The organism is Planomonospora parontospora, from assembly GCA_014647935.1.
Taxonomy (GTDB): domain Bacteria; phylum Actinomycetota; class Actinomycetes; order Streptosporangiales; family Streptosporangiaceae; genus Planomonospora; species Planomonospora parontospora.
Genome location: BMQD01000010.1, coordinates 139786 through 159646, shown reverse-complemented (window position 1 = coordinate 159646; position 19861 = coordinate 139786). Strand labels below are relative to the sequence as shown.

At 72.8% G+C, this 19861-nt stretch carries 17 protein-coding genes; 10 read left to right on the top strand and 7 right to left on the bottom strand.

Annotated elements, in window-relative coordinates; translation table 11 throughout:
- Positions 1–135 precede the first annotated feature (135 nt).
- Positions 136–318 carry a hypothetical protein gene (locus IEZ07_RS35735; RefSeq protein WP_239320078.1) on the top strand — a complete coding sequence of 61 codons (183 nt, stop codon included), beginning with the start codon at positions 136–138 and terminating at the stop codon, positions 316–318.
- A 624-nt stretch (positions 319–942) separates the two neighbouring features.
- Here IEZ07_RS35735 and IEZ07_RS17385 read toward each other — a convergent pair.
- From IEZ07_RS17385 to IEZ07_RS17370, 4 genes are all read right to left on the bottom strand, one after another.
- Positions 943–1599, bottom strand: coding sequence for a JAB domain-containing protein (locus IEZ07_RS17385; protein WP_068896970.1), 657 nt, complete (start codon positions 1597–1599; stop codon positions 943–945).
- A gap of 127 nt (positions 1600–1726) precedes the next feature.
- On the bottom strand, positions 1727–2365 hold the full coding sequence (locus tag IEZ07_RS17380) for a TetR/AcrR family transcriptional regulator (protein WP_239320075.1): 639 nt from the start codon (positions 2363–2365) through the stop codon (positions 1727–1729).
- 98 nt (positions 2366–2463) lie between these two features.
- Positions 2464–3549 (bottom strand): saccharopine dehydrogenase family protein, encoded by a 1086-nt coding sequence (locus IEZ07_RS17375; RefSeq protein ID WP_191895704.1) that lies wholly within the window; start codon positions 3547–3549, stop codon positions 2464–2466.
- A gap of 48 nt (positions 3550–3597) precedes the next feature.
- Positions 3598–4323: a GntR family transcriptional regulator gene (locus IEZ07_RS17370; protein WP_191895703.1), complete on the bottom strand. Its 726-nt coding sequence runs from the start codon at positions 4321–4323 to the stop codon at positions 3598–3600.
- A 318-nt stretch (positions 4324–4641) separates the two neighbouring features.
- Between IEZ07_RS17370 and IEZ07_RS17365 the strand changes: the two genes are divergently transcribed.
- The 6 genes from IEZ07_RS17365 (at position 4642) to IEZ07_RS17340 (ending at position 12517) form a co-directional block, all read left to right on the top strand.
- The gene (locus IEZ07_RS17365) at positions 4642–7197 is read left to right on the top strand and encodes a discoidin domain-containing protein (protein WP_191895702.1); all 2556 of its coding nucleotides are present in this window, start codon (positions 4642–4644) and stop codon (positions 7195–7197) included.
- Between the two features lie 50 nt (positions 7198–7247).
- Complete coding sequence (dapA, locus tag IEZ07_RS17360; RefSeq protein ID WP_191895701.1) at positions 7248–8162, top strand: 4-hydroxy-tetrahydrodipicolinate synthase; 915 nt, start codon at positions 7248–7250, stop codon at positions 8160–8162.
- Between the two features lie 167 nt (positions 8163–8329).
- Complete coding sequence (locus IEZ07_RS17355; protein ID WP_191895700.1) at positions 8330–10015, top strand: ribonuclease J; 1686 nt, start codon at positions 8330–8332, stop codon at positions 10013–10015.
- 162 nt (positions 10016–10177) lie between these two features.
- Positions 10178–10981, top strand: coding sequence for a 5-dehydro-4-deoxy-D-glucuronate isomerase (gene kduI / locus IEZ07_RS17350; protein WP_191895699.1), 804 nt, complete (start codon positions 10178–10180; stop codon positions 10979–10981).
- A complete protein-coding gene (locus tag IEZ07_RS17345) occupies positions 10981–11736 on the top strand; it encodes an SDR family oxidoreductase (RefSeq protein ID WP_191895698.1) in 756 nt (251 codons plus the stop codon). Before kduI ends, IEZ07_RS17345 begins: the two co-directional genes overlap by 1 nt.
- Positions 11737–11752: 16 nt before the next feature.
- Positions 11753–12517 (top strand): IclR family transcriptional regulator, encoded by a 765-nt coding sequence (locus IEZ07_RS17340; RefSeq protein WP_191895697.1) that lies wholly within the window; start codon positions 11753–11755, stop codon positions 12515–12517.
- Positions 12518–12580: 63 nt separating this feature from the next.
- Here the strand turns inward: IEZ07_RS17340 and IEZ07_RS17335 are convergent, their stop codons facing one another.
- Together IEZ07_RS17335 and IEZ07_RS17330 are read right to left on the bottom strand one after the other, a co-directional pair.
- Entirely contained in the window at positions 12581–13480 is a 900-nt protein-coding gene (locus tag IEZ07_RS17335) for an HAAS signaling domain-containing protein (protein ID WP_239320072.1), read from the bottom strand.
- Positions 13477–13815: a PadR family transcriptional regulator gene (locus IEZ07_RS17330; RefSeq protein ID WP_191895695.1), complete on the bottom strand. Its 339-nt coding sequence runs from the start codon at positions 13813–13815 to the stop codon at positions 13477–13479. The genes IEZ07_RS17335 and IEZ07_RS17330 overlap by 4 nt, the downstream gene beginning before the upstream one ends.
- A gap of 279 nt (positions 13816–14094) precedes the next feature.
- On the opposite strand from IEZ07_RS17330, the gene IEZ07_RS17325 reads away from it, so the two are divergent.
- A complete protein-coding gene (locus IEZ07_RS17325) occupies positions 14095–14280 on the top strand; it encodes a tautomerase family protein (protein WP_191895694.1) in 186 nt (61 codons plus the stop codon).
- A 115-nt stretch (positions 14281–14395) separates the two neighbouring features.
- Here IEZ07_RS17325 and IEZ07_RS17320 read toward each other — a convergent pair whose 3' ends face one another.
- Positions 14396–15892, bottom strand: a complete 1497-nt coding sequence (locus IEZ07_RS17320; protein ID WP_191895693.1) for a sodium:solute symporter family protein — start codon at positions 15890–15892, stop codon at positions 14396–14398.
- Positions 15893–16157: 265 nt separating this feature from the next.
- Between IEZ07_RS17320 and IEZ07_RS17315 the strand changes: the two genes are divergently transcribed.
- Together IEZ07_RS17315 and IEZ07_RS17310 are read left to right on the top strand one after the other, a co-directional pair.
- Positions 16158–18743 (top strand): FtsK/SpoIIIE family DNA translocase, encoded by a 2586-nt coding sequence (locus tag IEZ07_RS17315; protein WP_191895692.1) that lies wholly within the window; start codon positions 16158–16160, stop codon positions 18741–18743.
- Between the two features lie 268 nt (positions 18744–19011).
- A complete protein-coding gene (locus IEZ07_RS17310) occupies positions 19012–19815 on the top strand; it encodes a helix-turn-helix domain-containing protein (protein ID WP_191895691.1) in 804 nt (267 codons plus the stop codon).
- The last annotated feature ends 46 nt before the right edge of the window (positions 19816–19861 follow it).

Below are 19861 nucleotides of genomic sequence, written 5' to 3'. Positions count from 1 at the left end.
TGTGTGGAGGGCGGGGGAACGGCAGGGGTCATGGTGCTGGGAGAGGAGCTTCACGGTCGTCATGTGGGGGCGTTGCGGGAGAGGCATCAGCGGATCGACTGGCGGCCGGAGGTGCCGCGGGCCGATCGGATCCGAGTGAAGGAGCACACGTGTTGCTGCAAGGCGACGTTCTACGAGCTCTGCCAGGCGGGCGGGCTGATGTTCGTCCGGCGTACGCACCGCTTGGGAGGCGCGGTGGTGGTGCACGAGTCGCCGTGGGTGCGGGTGAAGGAGGCGGAGGAACTGTGGTTCCTGCTGTTGATGGGAAGCGCCCGCTGACGGGCTCGGCCGGGCCGTCCGTACCGAGGTCCGGCCGGTCGGCCGGGGCGACCGCGTTGACGGGCCGGGCCGAGGACCCCGGTCTGAAGACCACCGGGGCTTCCGTGCTGGAGGCGGCCGGTGAGAGGTCCGCGTCGATGGGCCGGTAGGCGCGTCCGGCGGCGCCGAGGGCACCGCCGGCATCGGAGAGCTCCCGGTCCTTCCGTGTGCCAGGGGTCACCGGAAGGGCCGGGCGGTGGCCCCGCGACCTTGAGGGGGGCGCGGGGCCACCGATCGAGAACCCCCGGCAGCAGTCCCTCACATCCCACCTGCTGCCGGGCTCAGGCCTGTCACGTCCCCTTTCGCTCGGTGCAGAGGAGGGCGCCCTTTCCTCGCGCAGAGGAAAGGGAAACCTGCGGCAGGTCCTCGGACGCCCGTCGGTGGAGCACCGGCCCGGCGGGTCCGGTGGCCCGGCCCCGGAGGGGGAGCCGGGCCACCACCATCGATTCCCGGCCGCCGTCGTGTTCCGGGTGCGGCGGCGGCCGGGGAGCACCCCGGCCGGGGCCGACCGCTGCGATCCGGCCGGTGGCGTGTCGACGGGGCGGTCAGTGGGACGGCCGGTGGGACGGCCGGTGGGCGGCGGGGTTACCCGGCGATGCGGCGCCAGGCCGTGTCGGTGACGATCACGTGGTCGAGGAAGCGCAGGCCGACGGTCTCGGCGGCCTCGCGGAGGCGGGCGGTGACGTCGAGGTCGGCGGGGCTGGGGTCGAGGGAGCCGCCGGGATGGTTGTGGGCGAGGCCGAAGGAGGAGCCGCCGGAGGTGAGGACGAGCGTGATGATCTCGCGGACGGGCGCCGGGGCGTGGTCGGCGCCGCCCTCGCTGACGATCGCCCTGCGGGTGACCGCGCCGGCGGAGTCGCAGACCACGGCGACCACCCGCTCGTGGCCGAGGTGCCGCAGGAGCGGGGAGGCGACGGCCGCCAGGTCGGCCGAGCCGGTGACGCGGCGGCGCTCCGGCTCCGACTGCGCCTGCCGTACGAGGTGGAAGGCGGCGATGATCCGGGCGGCCTTGGCCGGGCCGATGCCGCGGATGGTCATCAGCCGGTGCGCGTCGGAGCGGCCGAGGCCGCGCAGGTCGCCGCAGTGGGCGATCAGCTCGGAGGCCAGCTCGACCGCGTTGGTGCCCCGGCCGCCCGAGCCGAGCAGCAGGGCGAGGAGCTCCCGGTCGGCCAGGGCGGTGGCGCCGAGCGAGAGGAGCCGCTCGCGCGGCTGGTCGGTCGGGGGCATGTCCTTGACGCGCAATCGGCACCTCCGGCTCGGGAACCCGGGTCGGTTGTACCAGGCGGCACCGACATTCGTCCTGATCGCGGAGCCTGCGGCCGTGCCCCCCGGAGGCTCCGCGATCAGGCGCCCGCCGCGATCGCCGCGGTCAGGGACCGGTCAGGGGCCCTCCGCCGAGCAGGGCGGCGGCGAGCGCGGTCAGCTCGGCGTCCGTCGCGGCCGAGGCCTCCGCGGCGACGCCCGAGCGGAAGAGCGAGGCCCCCTCGATGAGCATGACGAACGTCTCGGCCCGCGCCCGGCACAGGTGCGGCGGGAGCCCGGGGTCCCGGCTGCGGACGAACTCGGCCACGTGCCCGGTGTAGTCCCGGTAGAAGGCCCGGACCTCGGCGGCGACGGATCCGTCGTGGGCGGCCAGCGCCCAGATCTCGGTGAACAGGCGGACGAGCCGGTCGTCCTCCTGCTGCGCCAGGAGGCTCCGCACCACCGGTTCCACGGCCCCGCCCGCCGAGGCCGTGACGTCGGCCACCTCCCGGAGGGAGCGGGCCAGCACGCGGGCCAGCACGGCCTGGACCAGGTCGGCCCGGGTGCGGAAGTAGTGCTGGAGATGACCCAGGCGCACCCCCGCCTCGGCGGCGACCGTGCGCAGGGACAGCTCCGCGTTCCCGCGCTCCACCAGGACGCGCTCGGTGACGTCGAGCAGTTCCTCCCGGCGGTTGCTCCCCTTGGCGGTCGGCCGTGACGGGCGGTCCGGTCTCGGGGCCGGTGCGGACGGGGCCCCGCGGTCCACTCCGGCCGGATGTTCCGTTCCGGCCGGATGTTCCGTTCCGACCGGGTGTTCCGTTCTGTCCGGGGGCTCGGATCCCGCCGGACGGTCCGTCGGAGGCGTCATGCGGCCCGCCGTGCCGCGGGACCGGCCTCCTCGGCGACGGCGACCCCTGCGGACTCCAGGAAACCGGGCACGTCCAGGGGGCGCGGGGTCGCCTCCGGGAACACCACGCCCTCCGGCGGGGCGGCGCCGTCGGCGCCCAGGATCCTGCGCAGCGCCATCAGCGCCCCGACCGCGGTCAGGTGCGCCTGCCCGCGGGGGTCGGTGACGGTCGCCGTACGGGTCCCGGCCGGGCCGGTGACGTCGATCCGGAGCCGGGCCTCCCCGCCCTCACCGGCGGAGTAGAGCAGGGAGCGGCGGAGCGGCGTCCAGCGCTCGCCGCGCCCCCACCGGAAGAACCCGGACCGCTTGACGGCCAGCAGCGCCGAGGTCAGGGCGGGGGAGCTGAAGCCGATCCGGGTGGCCGCCGTGCCCACGCCGAGGGTGATCGGCAGGGTGAACTGCTCCGGCGTGTCGATCCGCGCCACCCGGGTGCGCGAGGAGCCGATCATGACGGTGCGGGCGTCGGTGAGCGGCATGATCAGGCGTCGCCGCCCGGCCTCCACGATCTCGTACTCCAGACCGAGCCGGTCCATGAACTCCACGGAGTCCGCGCCCGCCCGGTCCCTCAGATCCCAGCGCACCGCGATCTCGACCGTGTCGGCTCCGCCGATCCGGGTGGCCAGCGTCGCGGCCACCAGGGCGCCCACGCCCCCCATCCAGCTGGAGGAGAGCAGCACGGGCGCGGCCGGGCGCAGCGTCGCGGCCACGGTCGCCGCCCGCTGCAGGCGGGCGGTCCACCGGGTGACGTCGGCGTAGGGGATCCCGGCCCGTACGGCGGCGCGCAGCACCCGGTCGTCGGGGTCGTTGACCACACCGACGACGGCGCGCACCGCCGCGGAGAACGGGGCGGGATCGGACAGGTCCCAGCGGCGGATCCCGGCGCCGGTCTCCTCGGCCAGGGACGCTCCTCCGGCAGGGGTGCGGCCGGTCAGCAGCAGGGGCCAGGAGGGCGCGGCGAGCCTGGCCAGCTCGGCGCCGACGACGCCGTACCCGCCCACCAGCAGCACGGGGCCGTCGGGATCGAACCGCAGATCATCATTCATGATTTCAATATAGGTCATATGACCTATAACGCGATCGGAGGGGCCCGCCTACGGGTGGAGCGAGTAGGAGTAGACCAGGCGGAAGCGGTCGCCGGGGATGACGATGTCGCTGGTCTCGACCGGGCGGTCGCCGGCCCAGTGGGTGCGCTCGACGTGCAGGACGTGCACGCCGGCGGGCAGGTCCAGGGCGTCGATCTCGGCGGGTTCGGGGACGCGGGAGGAGACCTGCTCGACGATCTCGGTGATCTTCACGCCGGAGGAGGACAGCCGGGCGATCAGGCCGCGCGGAGGGTCCTCGGGGGTCGTCTCGGCGAACTCGGCGGGCTCGTAGGAGACGGCGAGCTGGACGGGCCGGCCGTCGCCGCGGAAGACGTAGCGGGTGCGGGTGAGCGGGGTCGACTCGGCCAGGTGGAGGCGGTGGGCGATGCCGGCGGTGGCCTCGACCTGCTCGGCCCGCCAGTCCCAGGTGACGCGGGAGCCCTGTGTCTGCAGGTCGGCGCCGAAGGGGGCGGCGTGGTCCGGGAAGCGCCAGCGGTGCAGGGGGGTGAGCGCCGGCCGGGCGCGGACGTAGTGGCCGGAGCCGACCCGGCCGACGATGAGGCCTTCGGCGGCGAGCACGCGCAGCGCGTGGCGGGCGGCGGTCTCTCCGACGTTGTACTTCCGGGTCAGCTGGGCCCGGGAGGGGATCGGGGCGCCGGGGGGCAGCGAACCGTCGACGATCTGGCGGCGGATGTCGGCGACGACGCGCAGGTAGACAGGATCGGAACTTGCCACGTGTCCATCCCTGAGGGGTGAGGCGACGGTCCATCCTGCCGTATTCACCGGACAACTCAGGGTAATGACGGCAATTTGGAGCTCCAACTTTGGAGCACGTCCAAGATCTTTTGAAAGGGCGGAAAGTATCTTGGCGAATCCTGTAACGCTCCTGGGGGTGGGCCCGATTCAACGGTAGAGGTCGTCGATGTGTGTACCCCCGAGCACATATCGGCGGCCTCTTCTTTTCGTGTCCCTTTCGTGTCCCGGCCTCCGGCCGTCCTGGCTGCCTGGACAAAGTGGACATAAATATTATTACCTCCCGTGTGTGGATATTTGGTGCGACCCTTAACGGCTGCTCTCGCGGTCGTCCTCGTCGTCGCGACGGCGGCGGCACCGGCCGGGGCAGGGACCCGGGGGGACGCCCTCCCGGCCGTGGTGCCCGCGCCGGCCGGGTGGGCGGGCGGCGGCGAGGGGTCGTTCCGGCCCGGCCGGGACTCCCGTGTCCTGGCGGGGGCGGAGTCGAGGGAGGAGGCCGAGCGGCTCGCCGCGGACCTGCGCGAGGTGACGGGCCTGCCCGTGCCCGTGGTCGTCGGCGGGACCCCGGAACCGGTGGCCGGTGACGTGGTCCTGACCGGGCGGGACGGTCCCGGTAACCGGCCCGGTGACCGACCCGGTGACCAAGGGGCCGCCGGAGGCCGGCAGAACCCCGAGGGCCCGGAAACCGTCGAAGGCCCGCGGGTCCCCGACGGCCAAGGGACCGCCGAGGACCCGCAGAACCCCGAGGGCCAGGGGAGCGCCGAGGGCCGGCAGAGCTCCGGCGGAGCGGGGGGCGCCGAAGGGCTGGAGAGCGCCGGGGTTCCGGAGGGCTACCGCATGGAGCTCGGCGCACACGTCGAGATCACCGCGTCCACACCGGCCGGGCTCTTCTACGGCGGGCGCACGCTGCTCCAGCTCCTCAGGGCCGGGGGCGAGGCGCCGTACGGCAGGCTCGAGGACCGGCCCGAGGCGGGCAGCCGCATGGTCGTCCTCGACGTGCAGGGCGGGTTCTGGCCCGTCGCGCGGATCGAGGACCTCGTCCGCCGGATGTCCTGGCTGAAGCTGAACACGCTCTATCTGCGGCTCTCCGGGGACGCCGCGCTCCGGTTGCACGACCCCGCCTTCGCCGGGGCGGTCCCCGGGCTGAGGTACACCCGCTCCGACATGGAGGCGGTCCAGGCCACGGCCCGCCGCCACCACGTCACCGTGGTGCCGGAGATCGACGTGCTGGGGGACACGGCGGTGCTCACCCCGTCCCGGCGCTGTGCCGCCGAGCACGTGCCCGACCTGGCGGATCCCGGGGTGAGGCGGCGGCTCACCGCCGTGCTCGACGCCTTCACGGGATGGTTCGACGCGCCGCTCGTCGGCCTCGGCCGGATCGACGCCTGCGACGAGCCGGAGTGGCTGGAGGGGGCGGCCGAGCTGGCCGGGCACGTCGAGACCCCCGGCCGGAGGCCGGTCCTGCGGGTCCGCGACCGCCTCCCGGCGCTGGACGGCAGGCCGGTGATCCTCAACGAGGGCTCGCCGGAGACCGGGGCGATCGTGCGGAACGGTCAGCACGACGTCATCGACGCCTTCCCCGCCGCGGGCTCGCACGCCGGAGACCTCCTGGCGTGGACTCCCGAGGCCGAGGGCTTCGGCCGGGCCCTGATCGCCGACACCGCGGTCTTCGGCGACCCGGGGGCCGCCGAAGCGGTCCTGGCGGGCCTCAGGGCGGAGTTCGCCGAGCGGGCGTGGAACCGCCTGTCGCCCGCGGAGGGTTTCGCGGACAGACTGCACACGGTGGGGGACGCTCCGGGCCTCTCGCCGGAGGAGCCGCTCGTCCGGGCGGAGCACCGCTACACCTTCGACACGCTCCACGTGCCGGAGGGCGACACCCACGTCCCGGCCGCGTGGCGCGACGGACTGCTGGTCACGGCGGCCGACGAGACGGGCGGCGTGCACGCGACCGCCGCGGCGGACGGCGCGCCGCGGTTCCCGGTGCCCGGGCGGGTCGGCGGCGCGGCGCGGTTCGGCGAGGGCCGGCGGTTCGTGCTCGGCGCCGCGTCGAAGAGCCCGCCGTGGGCGGTCTCCATGTGGGTGCGGAGCGAGGACCGGGCACGCGGTGTCCTGCTCGGCCGCCTCGACCGGGCGATCGTCGTCGACGGCGGCGAGGTCGCGGTCTCGGGCGCCAGGGAGTTCTCCTTCGGTCACCGCCTCCCGCTGAACCGCTGGACCCACCTCGTCCTGGTCGCCGATCCCCGCGGCACCACCCTGTACGTGAACGGCCGCCGGACGGGCCGGGTGCCCGAGGTGATCGACCTGCCCACGGGCTCGATGGGCCCCTTCGGGGGCGCGCTGGACGAGGTCGTCATGTCGGGCAGGGCGCTGACGCCCGCACAGGTGGCGGCGGTCTACGCGGCCGTCCCCGACCCGGTGCCGGACCGTTCGGCCGGCTCCGGCCCGGAGCCCGACCGCCCGGCAGCCCCCGACCTGGCGCGGGGCCGCCCGGTGACCGCCTCGGGCGTCGAGGCGGCCGGCCTCGGCCCGGAGAAGGCCGTCGACGGCGACCCGGAGACCCGCTGGGCCTCGGCTCTGAAGGTCGACCCGCAGTGGATCCGGGTCGACCTCGGCGCACCCCGCGACATCGCGCGGGTGGTGCTCCGCTGGGAGCGGGCGTACGGTTCGCGCTACCGGGTCGAGGGCTCCGCCGACGGCGTCTCGTGGACGCGGATCCGCGAGGTCGCCGATGGGAACGGGGAGGTGGACGACCTGAAGGGCCTGTCCGCCACTGCCCGCTACATCCGTGTATACGGTATGAAACGGGGCACCAAATGGGGATATTCGCTCAAGGACCTGGCGGTGTACGGGGGGTGAGAGGGGTGGCGGGGTCCACCGCTTCTCCGGATCCGGGTACCGTTCGGTCTATGGCAGCGCCGACGACAACCTCCGACGCCCCCTTTGGCCGCATGCTGACCGCCATGGTCACGCCGTTCACCGACGACGGCGCGGTCGACTACGAGGGGGCGCAGCGACTGGCCACCTACCTGGTGGACGAGCAGCGCAACGACGGGCTCGTGGTGAGCGGTACGACGGGCGAGTCCCCGACCACCACCGACGAGGAGAAGGAGCGCCTGCTGCGCGCCGTACTGGAGGCGGTCGGCGACCGCGCCGTCGTGGTGGCCGGGGCGGGCACCAACGACACCCGCCACAGCGTCGTGCTGGCCCGCGCCGCCGAGCGCGCCGGGGCCCACGGCCTGCTCGTGGTGACGCCGTACTACAGCAAGCCGCCGCAGGAGGGGCTCTACCGGCACTTCGCGGCGGTGGCGGACGCCACCGGCCTGCCGGTGATGCTCTACGACATCCCCGGCCGCAGCGGCGTGCCGATCCAGATCGAGACCCTGGTCAGGCTGGCGCAGCACGAGCGCATCGTCGCGGTGAAGGACGCCAAGGCGGATCTGTTCACCGGTTCGCAGGTCATGGCCTTCACCGATCTGGTCTTCTACTCGGGTGACGACACGCTGAACCTGCCGTGGCTCTCCGTCGGGGCGGCCGGGTGCGTGAGCGTCGTGGGGCACGTCGTGGGCGCCGACATCGCCGAGATGATGCGGTTGCACCGCTCCGGCGACGTGGCGGGCGCGCTGGAGATCCACCGCAGGCTGCTCCCGGTGGTCTCGGGGATCATGATGCAGGCGGGCGGTGCGATCATGGCCAAGGCGGCGCTGGCGCTGGTGGGGCGCCCCGCGGGCCCCGTGCGTTCGCCCCTGGTGGAGGCCACGGAGCAGCAGGTGGCGAACCTGCGCGCGGAACTGGTCGCGGGCGGCGTGAAGCTGTCCGACTGAGATGTGGTGTGAGAAGGAACGTCGCGATCGGGAGCGGTCGCAGCTTGGAGGAAAACCGGTTTGAAGCAGAGAAGACACCAGGGCACGCAGGGGTCCGGAGCGTTCGGCGAGGGAGCGGTCCCGACGGCCCGCGGGCTGCACGACGCATGTGAGAGAGGTGTGGCCGGATGAGTCACCCCCATCCCGAACTCGGGCCGCCTCCGCCGCTGCCCGAGGGTGCGCTGCGCATCGTGGCGCTGGGCGGTCTCGGTGAGATCGGCCGCAACATGGCGGTGTTCGAGTTCGACGGGCGCCTGCTGGTCGTCGACTGCGGGGTGCTCTTCCCCGAGGCCGAGCAGCCGGGCATCGACCTGATCCTGCCCGACTTCGACTACATCCGGGACCGCCTGGACGACATCGAGGCGGTCATCCTCACGCACGGCCACGAGGACCACATCGGCGCCGTGCCGTACCTCCTGCGCGAGCGCCGGAACATCCCGGTGGTCGGCTCGAAGCTGACGCTGGCGCTGCTGGAGGCCAAGCTGACCGAGCACCGGATCCAGCCGGTCAAGGTCGAGGTGGCCGAGGAGCAGCGGCGCGCGTTCGGGCCGTTCGACTGCGAGTTCCTCGCGGTCAACCACTCGATCCCGGACGCGCTGGCGGTGGCGGTCCGCACGCCCGCGGGCATCGTCCTGCACACCGGCGACTTCCGGATGGACCAGCTGCCCAGCGACGGGCGCCTGACCGACCTGGGCGGCTTCGCCCGGCTCGGCCGCGAGGGCGTCGACCTGCTGATGTCCGACTCCACCAACGCCGAGGTGCCGGGCTTCGTCACCAGCGAGCGGGAGATCGGCCCGGTCATCGACGAGGTGGTCCGCACCTCGTCCAAGCGGGTGATCGTGGCGAGCTTCGCCTCGCACATCCACCGCGTGCAGCAGGTCATCGACGCCGCCGAGCGGCACGGCCGCAAGGTCGCCCTCATCGGCCGCTCCATGGTGCGCAACATGGGCGTGGCGCGCGACCTGGGCTACCTGCGGATCCCGCCGGGGCTGGTCGTCGACTCCAAGGAGATCGAGGGCTGGCCGCCGGACGAGGTGGTGCTGATCTGCACCGGTTCCCAGGGCGAGCCGATGGCGGCGCTGTCGCGCATGGCCAACCGCGACCACCCGATCCGGGTCGCCGAGGGCGACACCGTGCTGCTGGCCTCGTCGCTGGTGCCCGGCAACGAGACCGCGGTCACCAGGGTGATCAACGGGCTGACCCGCTGGGGCGCCCGGGTGGTGCACAAGGGCAACGCCAAGGTGCACGTCTCCGGCCACGCCGCCGCGGGCGAGCTGCTGTACGTGCTCAACCTGACCCGGCCGTCCAACTTCATGCCGGTGCACGGCGAGTGGCGGCACCTGCGGGCGCATGCCAAGCTCGCCGCGCTGACCGGCGTGCCCGACGACCACATCGTGATCGCCGAGGACGGCGTGGTGGTGGACCTGGTCGACGGGCGCGCGCGGATCACCGGCGCGGTCCAGGCCGGCTACGTCTACGTGGACGGCACCTCGGTGGGCGACGTCACCGAGTTCGCCCTCAAGGACCGGCGGATCCTGGGCGAGGAGGGCTTCATCTCGGTGGTCATCGTGGTCGACTCCAACACCGGCAAGGTGACCGCGGGCCCGGAGATCCACGCCCGCGGCTCCGGCATCGACCCCGACCGGTTCGACGAGGTCCTGCCGCAGGTGGAGAAGGCGCTACAGGAGAACGCCGCCGACGGGGTGGTCGACATCCAGCAGATCCGCCGCGTGGTCCGCAGGACCGTGGGGAGCTGGGTGAGCAACACCTACCGCCGCCGCCCGATGATCATCCCGGTGATCGTCGAGGTCTGACCGGTCCGCCGCGGTCCCGCCGTTCGCGACGGCGCCCCTCCCGGCGACACCCTTCCTGACGACGCCGCCTCCCGGTCGATGTACCGGGGGGCGGCGTCGTTGTATGCTCGGAGTGTTCCATATAGCGAATTTTAATTTCATGTAACAGAACAAGGAGGGTCGATGGAGGTACGGCACGCCACGGCGCCCGACCAGATCCCGGGCTCCACCACCGACTGGCTGCGCTCCCGGTTCCTGGTCGAAGACCTGTTCGCCCCCGGGGAGGTCCGCCTGGTCTACTCGCACGAGGACAGGATCGTGGTGGGCGGGGCACTGGGCCGGGCGGCCCTGCCGAACCCGGACGCGCTGCGCGCCGGGTACTTCCTGGAGCGCCGGGAGCTGGGCGCGGTCAACGTGGGGGACGGGCCGGGCACGGTGACCGTGGACGGCACGCCGTACGAGCTGGGGCCGAAGGAATGCCTCTACGTCGGCCGGGGGAGCCGCGAGGTGGCCTTCGACGGGGCCTTCTACCTCGTCTCCACCGCGGCGCACGCCGACCACCCGACGGCGCTGAGCACCCTGGCCGACGCCGAGCCGGTACGGCTGGGCGGTCCGGAGGGCTCCAACGATCGCACCATCTACAAGCACGTCCACGCCAAGGGCGTGCAGAGCTGCCAGCTGGTGCTCGGCGTGACCGTGCTGGAGCCCGGCAGCATGTGGAACACCATGCCCTGCCACACCCACGAGCGCAGGACCGAGGTCTACTTCTACTTCGGCCTCCCGGCCGGCCAGCGGGTGATCCACCTGATGGGCCGTCCCGACGAGACCCGCAACCTGGTGGTGGCCGACCGGCAGGCGGTCGTCTCGCCGCCCTGGTCGGTGCACTGCGGCTTCGGCACGCACGCCTACTCCTTCGTCTGGGCCATGGGCGGGGAGAACCAGGCCTACGACGACATGGAGCCGGTCGCGATCGGCGAGCTGCGCTGATGGCGGCGGCGGAGGGGATGTTCTCGCTGGCGGGCCGGACCGCCCTCGTCACCGGGGCGCGGACCGGCATCGGCCGGGCGGTGGCGCTGGCCCTGGCGGCCGCCGGGGCCGACCTGGTGCTGCACGGCCGCGACGACGACCTCGACGAGGTCGAGGCCGAGGTGCGCAAGACGGGCCGGCAGGCCTCCCGGTGGATCCTCGACCTGTCGGACCCCGCGCGGATCCCCGAGGCGGCGGCGCAGCTGGGCCCGGTCGACGTGCTGGTCAACAACGCCGGGATCATCCGCCGGGCGCCCGCGGCCGAGCACTCCTACGCCGACTTCCGCGGGGTGCTCGGCGTCAACCTCGACGCCGTCTTCCTGCTCAGCCAGGCGGTCGGGGCGGGCATGCTGGCCCGGGGCTCGGGGAAGATCATCATGATCGCCTCCATGCTCTCCTTCCAGGGCGGCGTCAACGTGCCCGGCTACACCGCGGCCAAGCACGGGGTCGCCGGGCTCACCCGGGCGCTGGCGTGCGAGTGGGCGCCGAAGGGGGTGCAGGTCAACGCGATCGCGCCGGGCTACATCGCGACCGCCAACACCGAGCGGCTCCGCGCGGACCCGGTGCGCGAGGCGGAGATCTCCGGGCGCATCCCCGCGGGCCGCTGGGGCGAGCCGGAGGACCTCGCGGGGGCGGCCGTCTTCCTGGCCTCCCGGGCCTCCGACTACGTCAACGGGCACGTGCTGGCGGTCGACGGAGGCTGGTTGGCGCGCTGACCAGTAGGATCACCACGTGGCCAGGGAAGGCAGTTCCATCGACAAGGCGCTGACGGTGCTGGAGGCGATCGCCGAGCACCACCGCGTCACCGACATCGCCGCGGAGACGGGGGTGTCGAAGTCGACCGTCCACCGCATCCTCCAGTCGCTGGTCGAGTGGGGGTTCGCCCGGACGGACGGGAACGGCGGTTACGAACCCGGCCCCCGCATCCTCACCCTGGCCGGCCGGGTCATGAACCGGTTCGACCCGGCCCGCCAGGCCGCCGGCGCGCTGAGCGCGCTGCACGAGCGGATCGGCTACACCACGCACTTCGCCGTCCGCAGCGGCGACGAGGCGGTCTACGTCTCCAAGCTGGAGGGCCGCCGGCCGTACCAGATGCCCTCGCGCGTCGGGATGAGCCTGCGGCTGCACTGCACCGCCATCGGCAAGGCCGTCCTGGCCTGGCTCCCCGCGGACGAGGTCCGCGCGATCTGCGCCCGGACCGGCCTGCCCCGGATGACCCCCGGCACGCTGACCGAGGTGGACGCCCTCCTGGCGCACCTCGCCGAGGTGCGCTCCCGGGGGTACGCGCTGGACGACGAGGAGAACCACCCGGAGGTCCTCTGCGTGGGCGCCCCGGTCTTCGACCACACCGGGCAGGTCCTGGGCGGCATCTCCATCTCCGCGCTCGCGATGGACATGGACCGCGAGGGCCTCGAGCGGCTGGCCCCCGAGGTCGTCGCCGCCGCGCGGGAGGTCTCGCTCGCGCTGGGCGCCCCGCTCCCCGCCGTCCGCGGCTGATGCCGCGGCCGGCGCGATCGGCGGCCGGACGGGCGCCACAGACGCCAGGACGCCCCGGGGGCCTCATACGGCCCGGCGGAACCGCCTGAACACGTCGCCCGCGGTCACCGCGAGCACGCCGAGCGCGGTGACGGTGTAGAAGGCCGGGGCCACCGTCACGTCGGCGAGGAAGGCCGGGTCGAAGAACTCGTGCCGGTACAGGATCCACGCCAGCGGGAGCGCGAAGACCGCGCCGGCGGCGGCGTACGCGGTGGCGAGCCTCAGGCTCCAGCCTCCCGCAGCGACCCGCACCAGCTCGAGCAGCGCCATTCCGGCCAGACCGGCCACGATCGGCCCCATCCAGCCCGACCACAGGAGGACCTCCACCCGCTCACCGCCGTCCGTGCGGTACGGCCTGGCGGTGTGCTGCCAGACGATCAGCGCCACCAGCAGCGCGTTCCAGGCCGCGGAGGCGCAGGCCCCCGCCGTCCCTCCGCCTGACGGCCCGCCGGACGGCGGCAGGTCGTCGGGCGTCCACGGGGCGGCGAGCGCGGCGCTCCGGCGCGACCGCTCGACCAGCGCGAACACCACGGTAGGCCAGGTGACGAGCTGGGCGCCGACGGCGAACAACGTGCCGATACCCGTCCCGATCGCCGAGCCGGCGTCGTCGTGGTCGAGGACGTCCAGCGCCACGGCCGCGGCGACGGTCAACGGCAGCACCGCGGCCAGAAGGACCGCCATCAGCCGCAGGTACGCCGGGTAGAGCTCGGGCCCGATCAGCGTGAGCGGCCGGTCGGCGTAGCGGGCGGCGAGCCTGATCGGATCGCCCATCTCGGCGAGCACGTCACGCTCGGCCTGAGGGGTGCCGCGTGCCTCCACCGTGTCGGCGATCGTGGCGTGCAGTTCGTCGGCCACCTCGGCGCGCTGGTCGCCCGGGATCCGCCGGACGACCTCGTGCACGTAACGTTCGGTGAGCGTGCTCAACGATTCTCCTCGATAAGTCGTCGGACCGTGGTGACGAGGTCCTCCCATTCGCGCGCCAGCAGCGCGCCCGTCCGGGAACCCTCTGCGCTGACCCGGTAGAACTTCCGCGGCCGGGACTCCTCGGTGTTCCACTCGCTGGTGAGCAGACCCTGCTTCTCCAGCCGACGCAGCAGCGGATAGAGGGTGTTGCCGTCGACGGCGATCCCGGCGCCGTTCAACGTCTCCAGCAGGGCGTAGCCGTACTGCGCCTGCCTGAGCAGCATCAGGCAGGCCAGCACGACCGTGCCGCGGCGCAACTCCTGCGCCTGACTCCGGAGCAGGTCTTCATCGGCCATGGTGACACAATAGTGTGTGCTACACAGTATTGTCGACGGCCCGCCCCGGAGGGCGGAAGCGCCGCACCTCGCGGCGGATCCCCTCGGCCCGGTGTCACCGGAGCCGTCCGCGGCGGCACCGGTGCCGGGCGCTGTGGGAGTCTCAGGGCCCGGGCCATGGAGAACGATTCGGGCCTCTGGGGCGCCGCCTGTAGGCAAGCGCTTTCCGTAGTGGTGGTGGATGGCATATTGTTTCATGTAGCGGGACTCAGTCTTATGTCATGCAACAAGGAGGCCGACATGCCCAACATCACCGTCGAACTGCTCTCCGGACGGACCCTCGACCAGCGCCGCGAGTTCGCGGCGGCGGTGACCGAGGCCGCGGTGAACGTCCTCAAGGCCCGCCGTGAGGCGGTGCGCATCCTCTTCACGGAGATCGAGAAGTCCGACGTGGCCAACGGCGGCGTCCTGGAGTCCGACAAGTAACCGCAGGGAGCGGACGTACGGGGAGGGGGCCGGACTGATGTCCGGCCCCCTCCTCCGCGTGGTCGGGCGTCTCCCGCGGGCTCAGGGGCTTCCGCGGGCGCCTCCCGCCGCGCGCTCAGGCGCCGGCGGCGGCCCGCTCGGGCTCCGGGTCGGTGTCGAGCGAGTCGACGAGCGCGTCCCGCTCCGGGGTGCCCTCCGGCTTCAGCAGCCCGATCGCCACGTAGAGGACCAGCGAGGTGACCAGCGGGACGCCGACCACCATCGCGGTGTCCTTGGACTCGAGGATCCACTTGACGTAGGCCCAGACGCCCAGCCCGGCGGCCCACGAGACGATCGCGGCGGTCGGCCCGCTCCGCTTGAACCAGGGGAGCATGCCCAGCATCAGCGGGATCGAGATCGGTCCCATGGTGGCCGCGACCAGGTCGACGACGATCTTCAGCACGACGCCCTGTCCCTCGGTGGAGATCGCGATCACCATGCTGATCAGTACGAAGGTGAACGTGGTCACCCGGGCGAAGGTCAGCTCGGCGTGCGCGGACAGCTCGCGCACCCGCCGGACGACCACCGGGGCGATGTCCCGGGTGATGACCGAGGAGATCACGTTGGCGTCGGAGGCGACCATGGCCATGGTGTGCGAGAAGAAGCCCGCCAGCACCAGCCCGATCAGGCCCTGCGGCAGCAGGGTCTGCGCCAGTTTGACGTAGGCCTCCTCGGCGTTGGCCAGGCCCGGCACGATCAGCGGGGCGGCGAACATCGGGACGAACAGGATCAGCGGCCAGATCAGCCAGAGCACGCTGGACAGCAGCGCCGAGCGCCTGGCCGCCGAGCCCGAGGGGGAGGCCATGTAGCGCTGGGCGAGGTTCCACATGCCGCCGTTGTACTCGAAGGTCTTGATGAACAGCATGGCCAGGAAGAAGGTCGTGGTGTACGGCCCGGCGAACGGGTCGCCGTGGCCCTCGGGGAGCTTGTCCCACATGGTCCAGAGCGTCGCGACGCCGTCCAGGTGGGACATGATCGCGACGAACATGGCGACGCCCGCGACGCCCTGGATGACGAACTGCCCGAAGTCGGTCAGCACGTCCGCCCAGAGGCCGCCGGCGGTGATGTAGACCAGCGTGACGGCCCCGGTGATCAGGATGCCCCAGAGGATGGGGATGCCGGCGAAGCCCTTGAGCAGCACCGCGATCGCCACCCATTTGGCGGCGATGTCCACCACCTTCAGCAGCGCGCCGCTGTAGGCGAGCACCTGCTGGGTGGGGAGGTCGTAGCGGCGGGCGAGGTACTCCAGCGGGGAGGCCACCCCGTGCTTGGAGCGCAGCCGGTTCCACCGGGCGGCCCAGACGAAGGCGCCGATGCCGACGCCGAGGCCGATGGTCAGCGCCCACCAGACGTACATGGCCAGGCCGTAGTTGTAGGCGACCGCCGCGAAGGCCACGAACATGATCGCGCTGTAGCCCGACATGTGATGGGAGATGCCGGACAGCCACCAGGGGATCCGGCCTCCCGCGGTGAAGAAGTCGATCACGTTCCTGATCCGGCTCCTGGACCACACGCCGATGGCGACCATCACAAGGAAGTACGCGCCCAGCACGGACCAGTCGAGTGCGGACATGGTCTCTCCTCCCAACGTCCTGTTTGGTGAGGAGGTTCTACTACATGGAACGTCATGTCAATACATAGGACGGAAGGCGCTTTCCTTAGGGGCTATTCCGTTATGTGGCGGCTACGGAAGGCGAGGAGGGTTCGTGTCGCGGGGCCGGGGCGATCCCTGACTCCCGGAACGGCCGTCGCCGCCGCGCGGGAGAGCGGGCGCCCGGCTCGTCCGGTTGCGGCGAGCCTCCGCGCGATCCGCCCGGTCGATCGTTAACCTCCCTAGCATGGCCACCCGTACGTCAAAAGGCGCCTCAGGCAAAACTCCGGCCAAGGGAGCCTCCAGCCGGTCGAGGTCCACCCCTGCCCGTACGGCTTCCGCCAGACGGCCCGCCGCCCGCCCGAAGGCCGCCGCGGCGCGCAGGCCGGCCTCCTCCCAGCCGGACCCGCTCGGCTGGCTCCTCACCATGGTCGCCAAGCTGTTCGTGGGGATCTGGATGCTCCTCGCGGGCGCCGTCGGCAGCGCGGCGCGCGCGCTGGGGCAGAACGCGCGGGAGCTGGACCCGGTGCACCGCCGCGACGGCCTCGGGCTCGCGGTGTTCTCCGGGGCGATCGTGCTGGCGGCCATGACGTGGCGGGCCCCCACGGGCGCGGTCACCGAGGTGGTCGACGCCGTCATGCGCGGCGTGTTCGGCTCGCTCACCTGGGTGATCCCCGTCATGCTGGCCCTGCTGGCCTGGCGGATCCTGCGCCACCCGGACCAGAGCCCCGACACCGGGCGGATGATGATCGGGTGGTCCGCCCTCATGACCGGGGTGCTCGGCATCGTGCACGTCGCGCACGGCACGCCGTACCCCTCGGGAGGGCCCGCCGACGGCATGGACAAGGTGTCGGCCGCCGGCGGCATGATCGGGTTCGTCATCTCGGCGCCCCCGGCGAGCATCCTGCCCGCGTTCATCACGATCCCGCTGCTGCTGATCCTGTCCGGCTTCGGCGTCCTGGTGATCACCGCGACCCCGGTGCACCGCGTCCCCGAGCGGCTGGGCGAGATCAGGCACATGCTCTTCAACCGGGAGGCCGCCCTGGCCGCCCGGGCGGCGGCACCGCCCAGGACGGCGGCGAAGCGGCCCGCCGGGAAGCGGCAGGGGCGCAGGGCGGACGGCGGGGAGCCGGGCACCGCCGAACCGGGCGACGGCGTCAAGCCGTACGACACGCCGGTGATCGCCGAGACGCCGGGCAGGCTCGCCGGGCACTCGCCGGAGATCGTGCCCGGCCTGGTGGACGACGAGGAGCCGGTGGACCCCGGGGCCGCCGGCGCCCCGGCGGCCCAGGTGACGGCCCTGCTGGAGCCGCCCGCCCCCACCCCGGCGCCGCGCAAGGTGGAGCAGCTGGTGCTCTCCCCGCAGGCCGGGCCGTACACCCTGCCCGACGCGCAGCTCCTGCACCCGGGCACCGCGCCCAAGCCGCAGACCAAGGCCAACACCGTCGTGGTCAACGCGCTGACCAGCGTGCTGGAGCAGTTCGGGATCGACGCCCAGGTGATCGGCTTCACCCGGGGGCCGACGGTGACGCGCTACGAGATCGAGCTCGGCCCCGCGGTCAAGGTCGAGAAGGTCACCGCGCTCACCAAGAACATCGCCTACGCGGTCAAGTCGGCCGACGTCCGGATCCTGTCGCCGATTCCCGGCAAGTCGGCGATCGGCGTGGAGATCCCGAACACCGACAAGGACCTCGTCTCGCTCGGCGACATCCTGCGCTCGCAGGTGGCCCAGGCCGATCACCACCCGATGATCGTGGGCCTCGGCAAGGACGTCGAGGGCCGGACGATAGTGGCCAACCTGGCCAAGATGCCGCACCTGCTCATCGCGGGTGCCACCGGCGCGGGCAAGTCGGTCTGCGTCAACGGCCTGATCTCCTCGATCCTGATGCGCGCCACCCCCGACGAGGTCCGGATGGTGCTGGTCGACCCCAAGCGGGTGGAGCTGTCCGTCTACGAGGGCATTCCGCACCTCATCACGCCGATCATCACCAACCCCAAGAAGGCCGCCGAGGCCCTGGAGTGGGTGGTGGGCGAGATGGACCGCCGCTACGACGACCTGGCCGCCAGCGGCTTCCGGCACGTGGACGACTTCAACAAGGCGGTGCGCGCGGGCAAGCTCGTGCCGCCGCCCGGCAGCGAGCGGGTCTACCAGCCCTACCCCTACCTGCTGGTCATCGTGGACGAGCTCGCCGACCTGATGATGGTGGCCCCGCGCGACGTCGAGGACTCCATCGTGCGCATCACCCAGCTCGCCCGCGCGGCCGGCATCCACCTGGTCATCGCCACCCAGCGCCCCTCGGTGGACGTCGTCACCGGCCTGATCAAGGCCAACGTGCCCTCCCGGCTGGCCTTCGCCACCTCCTCCCTCGCCGACAGCCGGGTCATCCTCGACCAGCCCGGCGCGGAGAAGCTGGTCGGCCAGGGTGACGCGCTCTTCCTGCCGATGGGCGCCAGCAAGCCCATGCGGCTGCAGAACGCCTTCGTCTCCGAGAAGGAGATCGCCGAGGTCGTCGCGCACTGCAAGGCCCAGATGCAGGCCGAGTACCGCCCCGACGTGATGGCCGCGGCCACCGTCAAGAAGGAGATCGACGAGGACATCGGCGACGACCTCGACCTGCTGGTGCAGGCGGCCGAGCTGATCGTGACCACCCAGTTCGGCTCGACCTCGATGCTCCAGCGCAAGCTGCGGGTGGGCTTCGCCAAAGCGGGCCGGCTGATGGACCTGCTGGAGAGCCGGAACGTCGTCGGCCCGAGCGAGGGGTCGAAGGCGCGGGAGGTCATGGTCAAGCCGGACGAGCTGCCCGGGCTCCTGGCCGACCTGCGGGGCCAGTGACCAGCGGCCCGGCGGCCCGGCGGACCGGCGGGCGGCGGTTTCGTGGGCGGCGCGCAGGTCGTCCGGGCGGCCCGCGGAGCTGCGGGACGGACAAGGACCCCGCTGTGTGACACTCTTCTCATCACTGCTTGAATGGGACTCGCTACTCAACGTCAAGAGTGGAGGAGCGTGTACCAGTGAACGAGGGGAACGAGGGGGCCGCCGGGCCGGGCACGGCTGCGGGCACCACCGCGGGGGCGGGCGCCGGAGCCCGGAGCGAGGTGGCGCCATGAGCATCGGAGAGGTCCTGGCCCAGGCCCGCCAGTCGGCGGGCCTGACCGTCGAGCAACTGAGCGCGCGCGCCTGCATCCGCGCGACGCTGATCCACGCCATCGAGCGGGACGACTTCTCGCTGTGCGGGGGCGACTTCTACGCGCGGGGCCACGTCCGCAACCTGGCCAGGATCCTGGGGCTGGACGCCGAGGCCCTGGTCCACGAGTTCGACGAGCTGCACGGCGGCGTGCCGCTGCCGGTGCGCGCGGCCAGCGTGTTCCAGGCGGACCGGCCCATCAAGATCCGCGAGCGCCGCTCGCCCAACTGGACGCTGGCCATGGCCGTCGCACTGACCGTCGTCGTCGTGTTCGGCGTGGTGCGGACGATGGGCGGGGCCGGGGACACCCCGACGGACACCCGGCCGGTGGCGGCGCCCTCGCTGCCCACCCTCCCGCCGCCCTCGGCGCCTCCCGCGCCCGGCGCGCCCGCCGTACCGGGAGCGCCGTCGGCGTCCTCCGCGGCCGTCGACCCGGCGCACGGGGCGGCCTCGGTCCGGCGCGGGGAGGAGGTCGTGCTCAAGGTCAGGGCGGAGCGCTCCTCGCGGCTCAGCGTCAAGGACGCGAAGGGGCGGCGGCTTTTCTCCGGCACGCTCAAGGCCGGCAAGACCGCGCAGTGGAAGGCGAAGGGCGGGATGAAGGTCGTCTTCGACGACGCGGGAGCGGTCCTGCTGCAGGTGAACGGCGAGAAGCTGGGGGCTCCCGGCCGCTCCGGGCAGAGCGTCGAGCGCTCCTACGGCGTTCCCGAGGCCAATCCGCGGTAGATCACCGGAGGCCGGGAATGGGGGAGGTGCATCGGGTAGTGGCCAA

Excerpts from the sequence above, each read along its gene's own strand:
- kduI (WP_191895699.1), top strand. The coding sequence starts at position 10,178 with ATGGAGGTACGGCACGCCACGGCGCCCGACCAGATCCCGGGCTCCACC.
- IEZ07_RS17315 (WP_191895692.1), top strand. The coding sequence starts at position 16,158 with ATGGCCACCCGTACGTCAAAAGGCGCCTCAGGCAAAACTCCGGCCAAG.
- dapA (WP_191895701.1), top strand. The coding sequence starts at position 7,248 with ATGGCAGCGCCGACGACAACCTCCGACGCCCCCTTTGGCCGCATGCTG.
- IEZ07_RS17310 (WP_191895691.1), top strand. The coding sequence starts at position 19,012 with ATGAGCATCGGAGAGGTCCTGGCCCAGGCCCGCCAGTCGGCGGGCCTG.
- IEZ07_RS17345 (WP_191895698.1), top strand. The coding sequence starts at position 10,981 with ATGGCGGCGGCGGAGGGGATGTTCTCGCTGGCGGGCCGGACCGCCCTC.
- IEZ07_RS17320 (WP_191895693.1), bottom strand. The coding sequence starts at position 15,892 with ATGTCCGCACTCGACTGGTCCGTGCTGGGCGCGTACTTCCTTGTGATG.
- IEZ07_RS17355 (WP_191895700.1), top strand. The coding sequence starts at position 8,330 with ATGAGTCACCCCCATCCCGAACTCGGGCCGCCTCCGCCGCTGCCCGAG.
- IEZ07_RS17325 (WP_191895694.1), top strand. The coding sequence starts at position 14,095 with ATGCCCAACATCACCGTCGAACTGCTCTCCGGACGGACCCTCGACCAG.
- IEZ07_RS17330 (WP_191895695.1), bottom strand. The coding sequence starts at position 13,815 with ATGGCCGATGAAGACCTGCTCCGGAGTCAGGCGCAGGAGTTGCGCCGC.
- IEZ07_RS17375 (WP_191895704.1), bottom strand. The coding sequence starts at position 3,549 with ATGAATGATGATCTGCGGTTCGATCCCGACGGCCCCGTGCTGCTGGTG.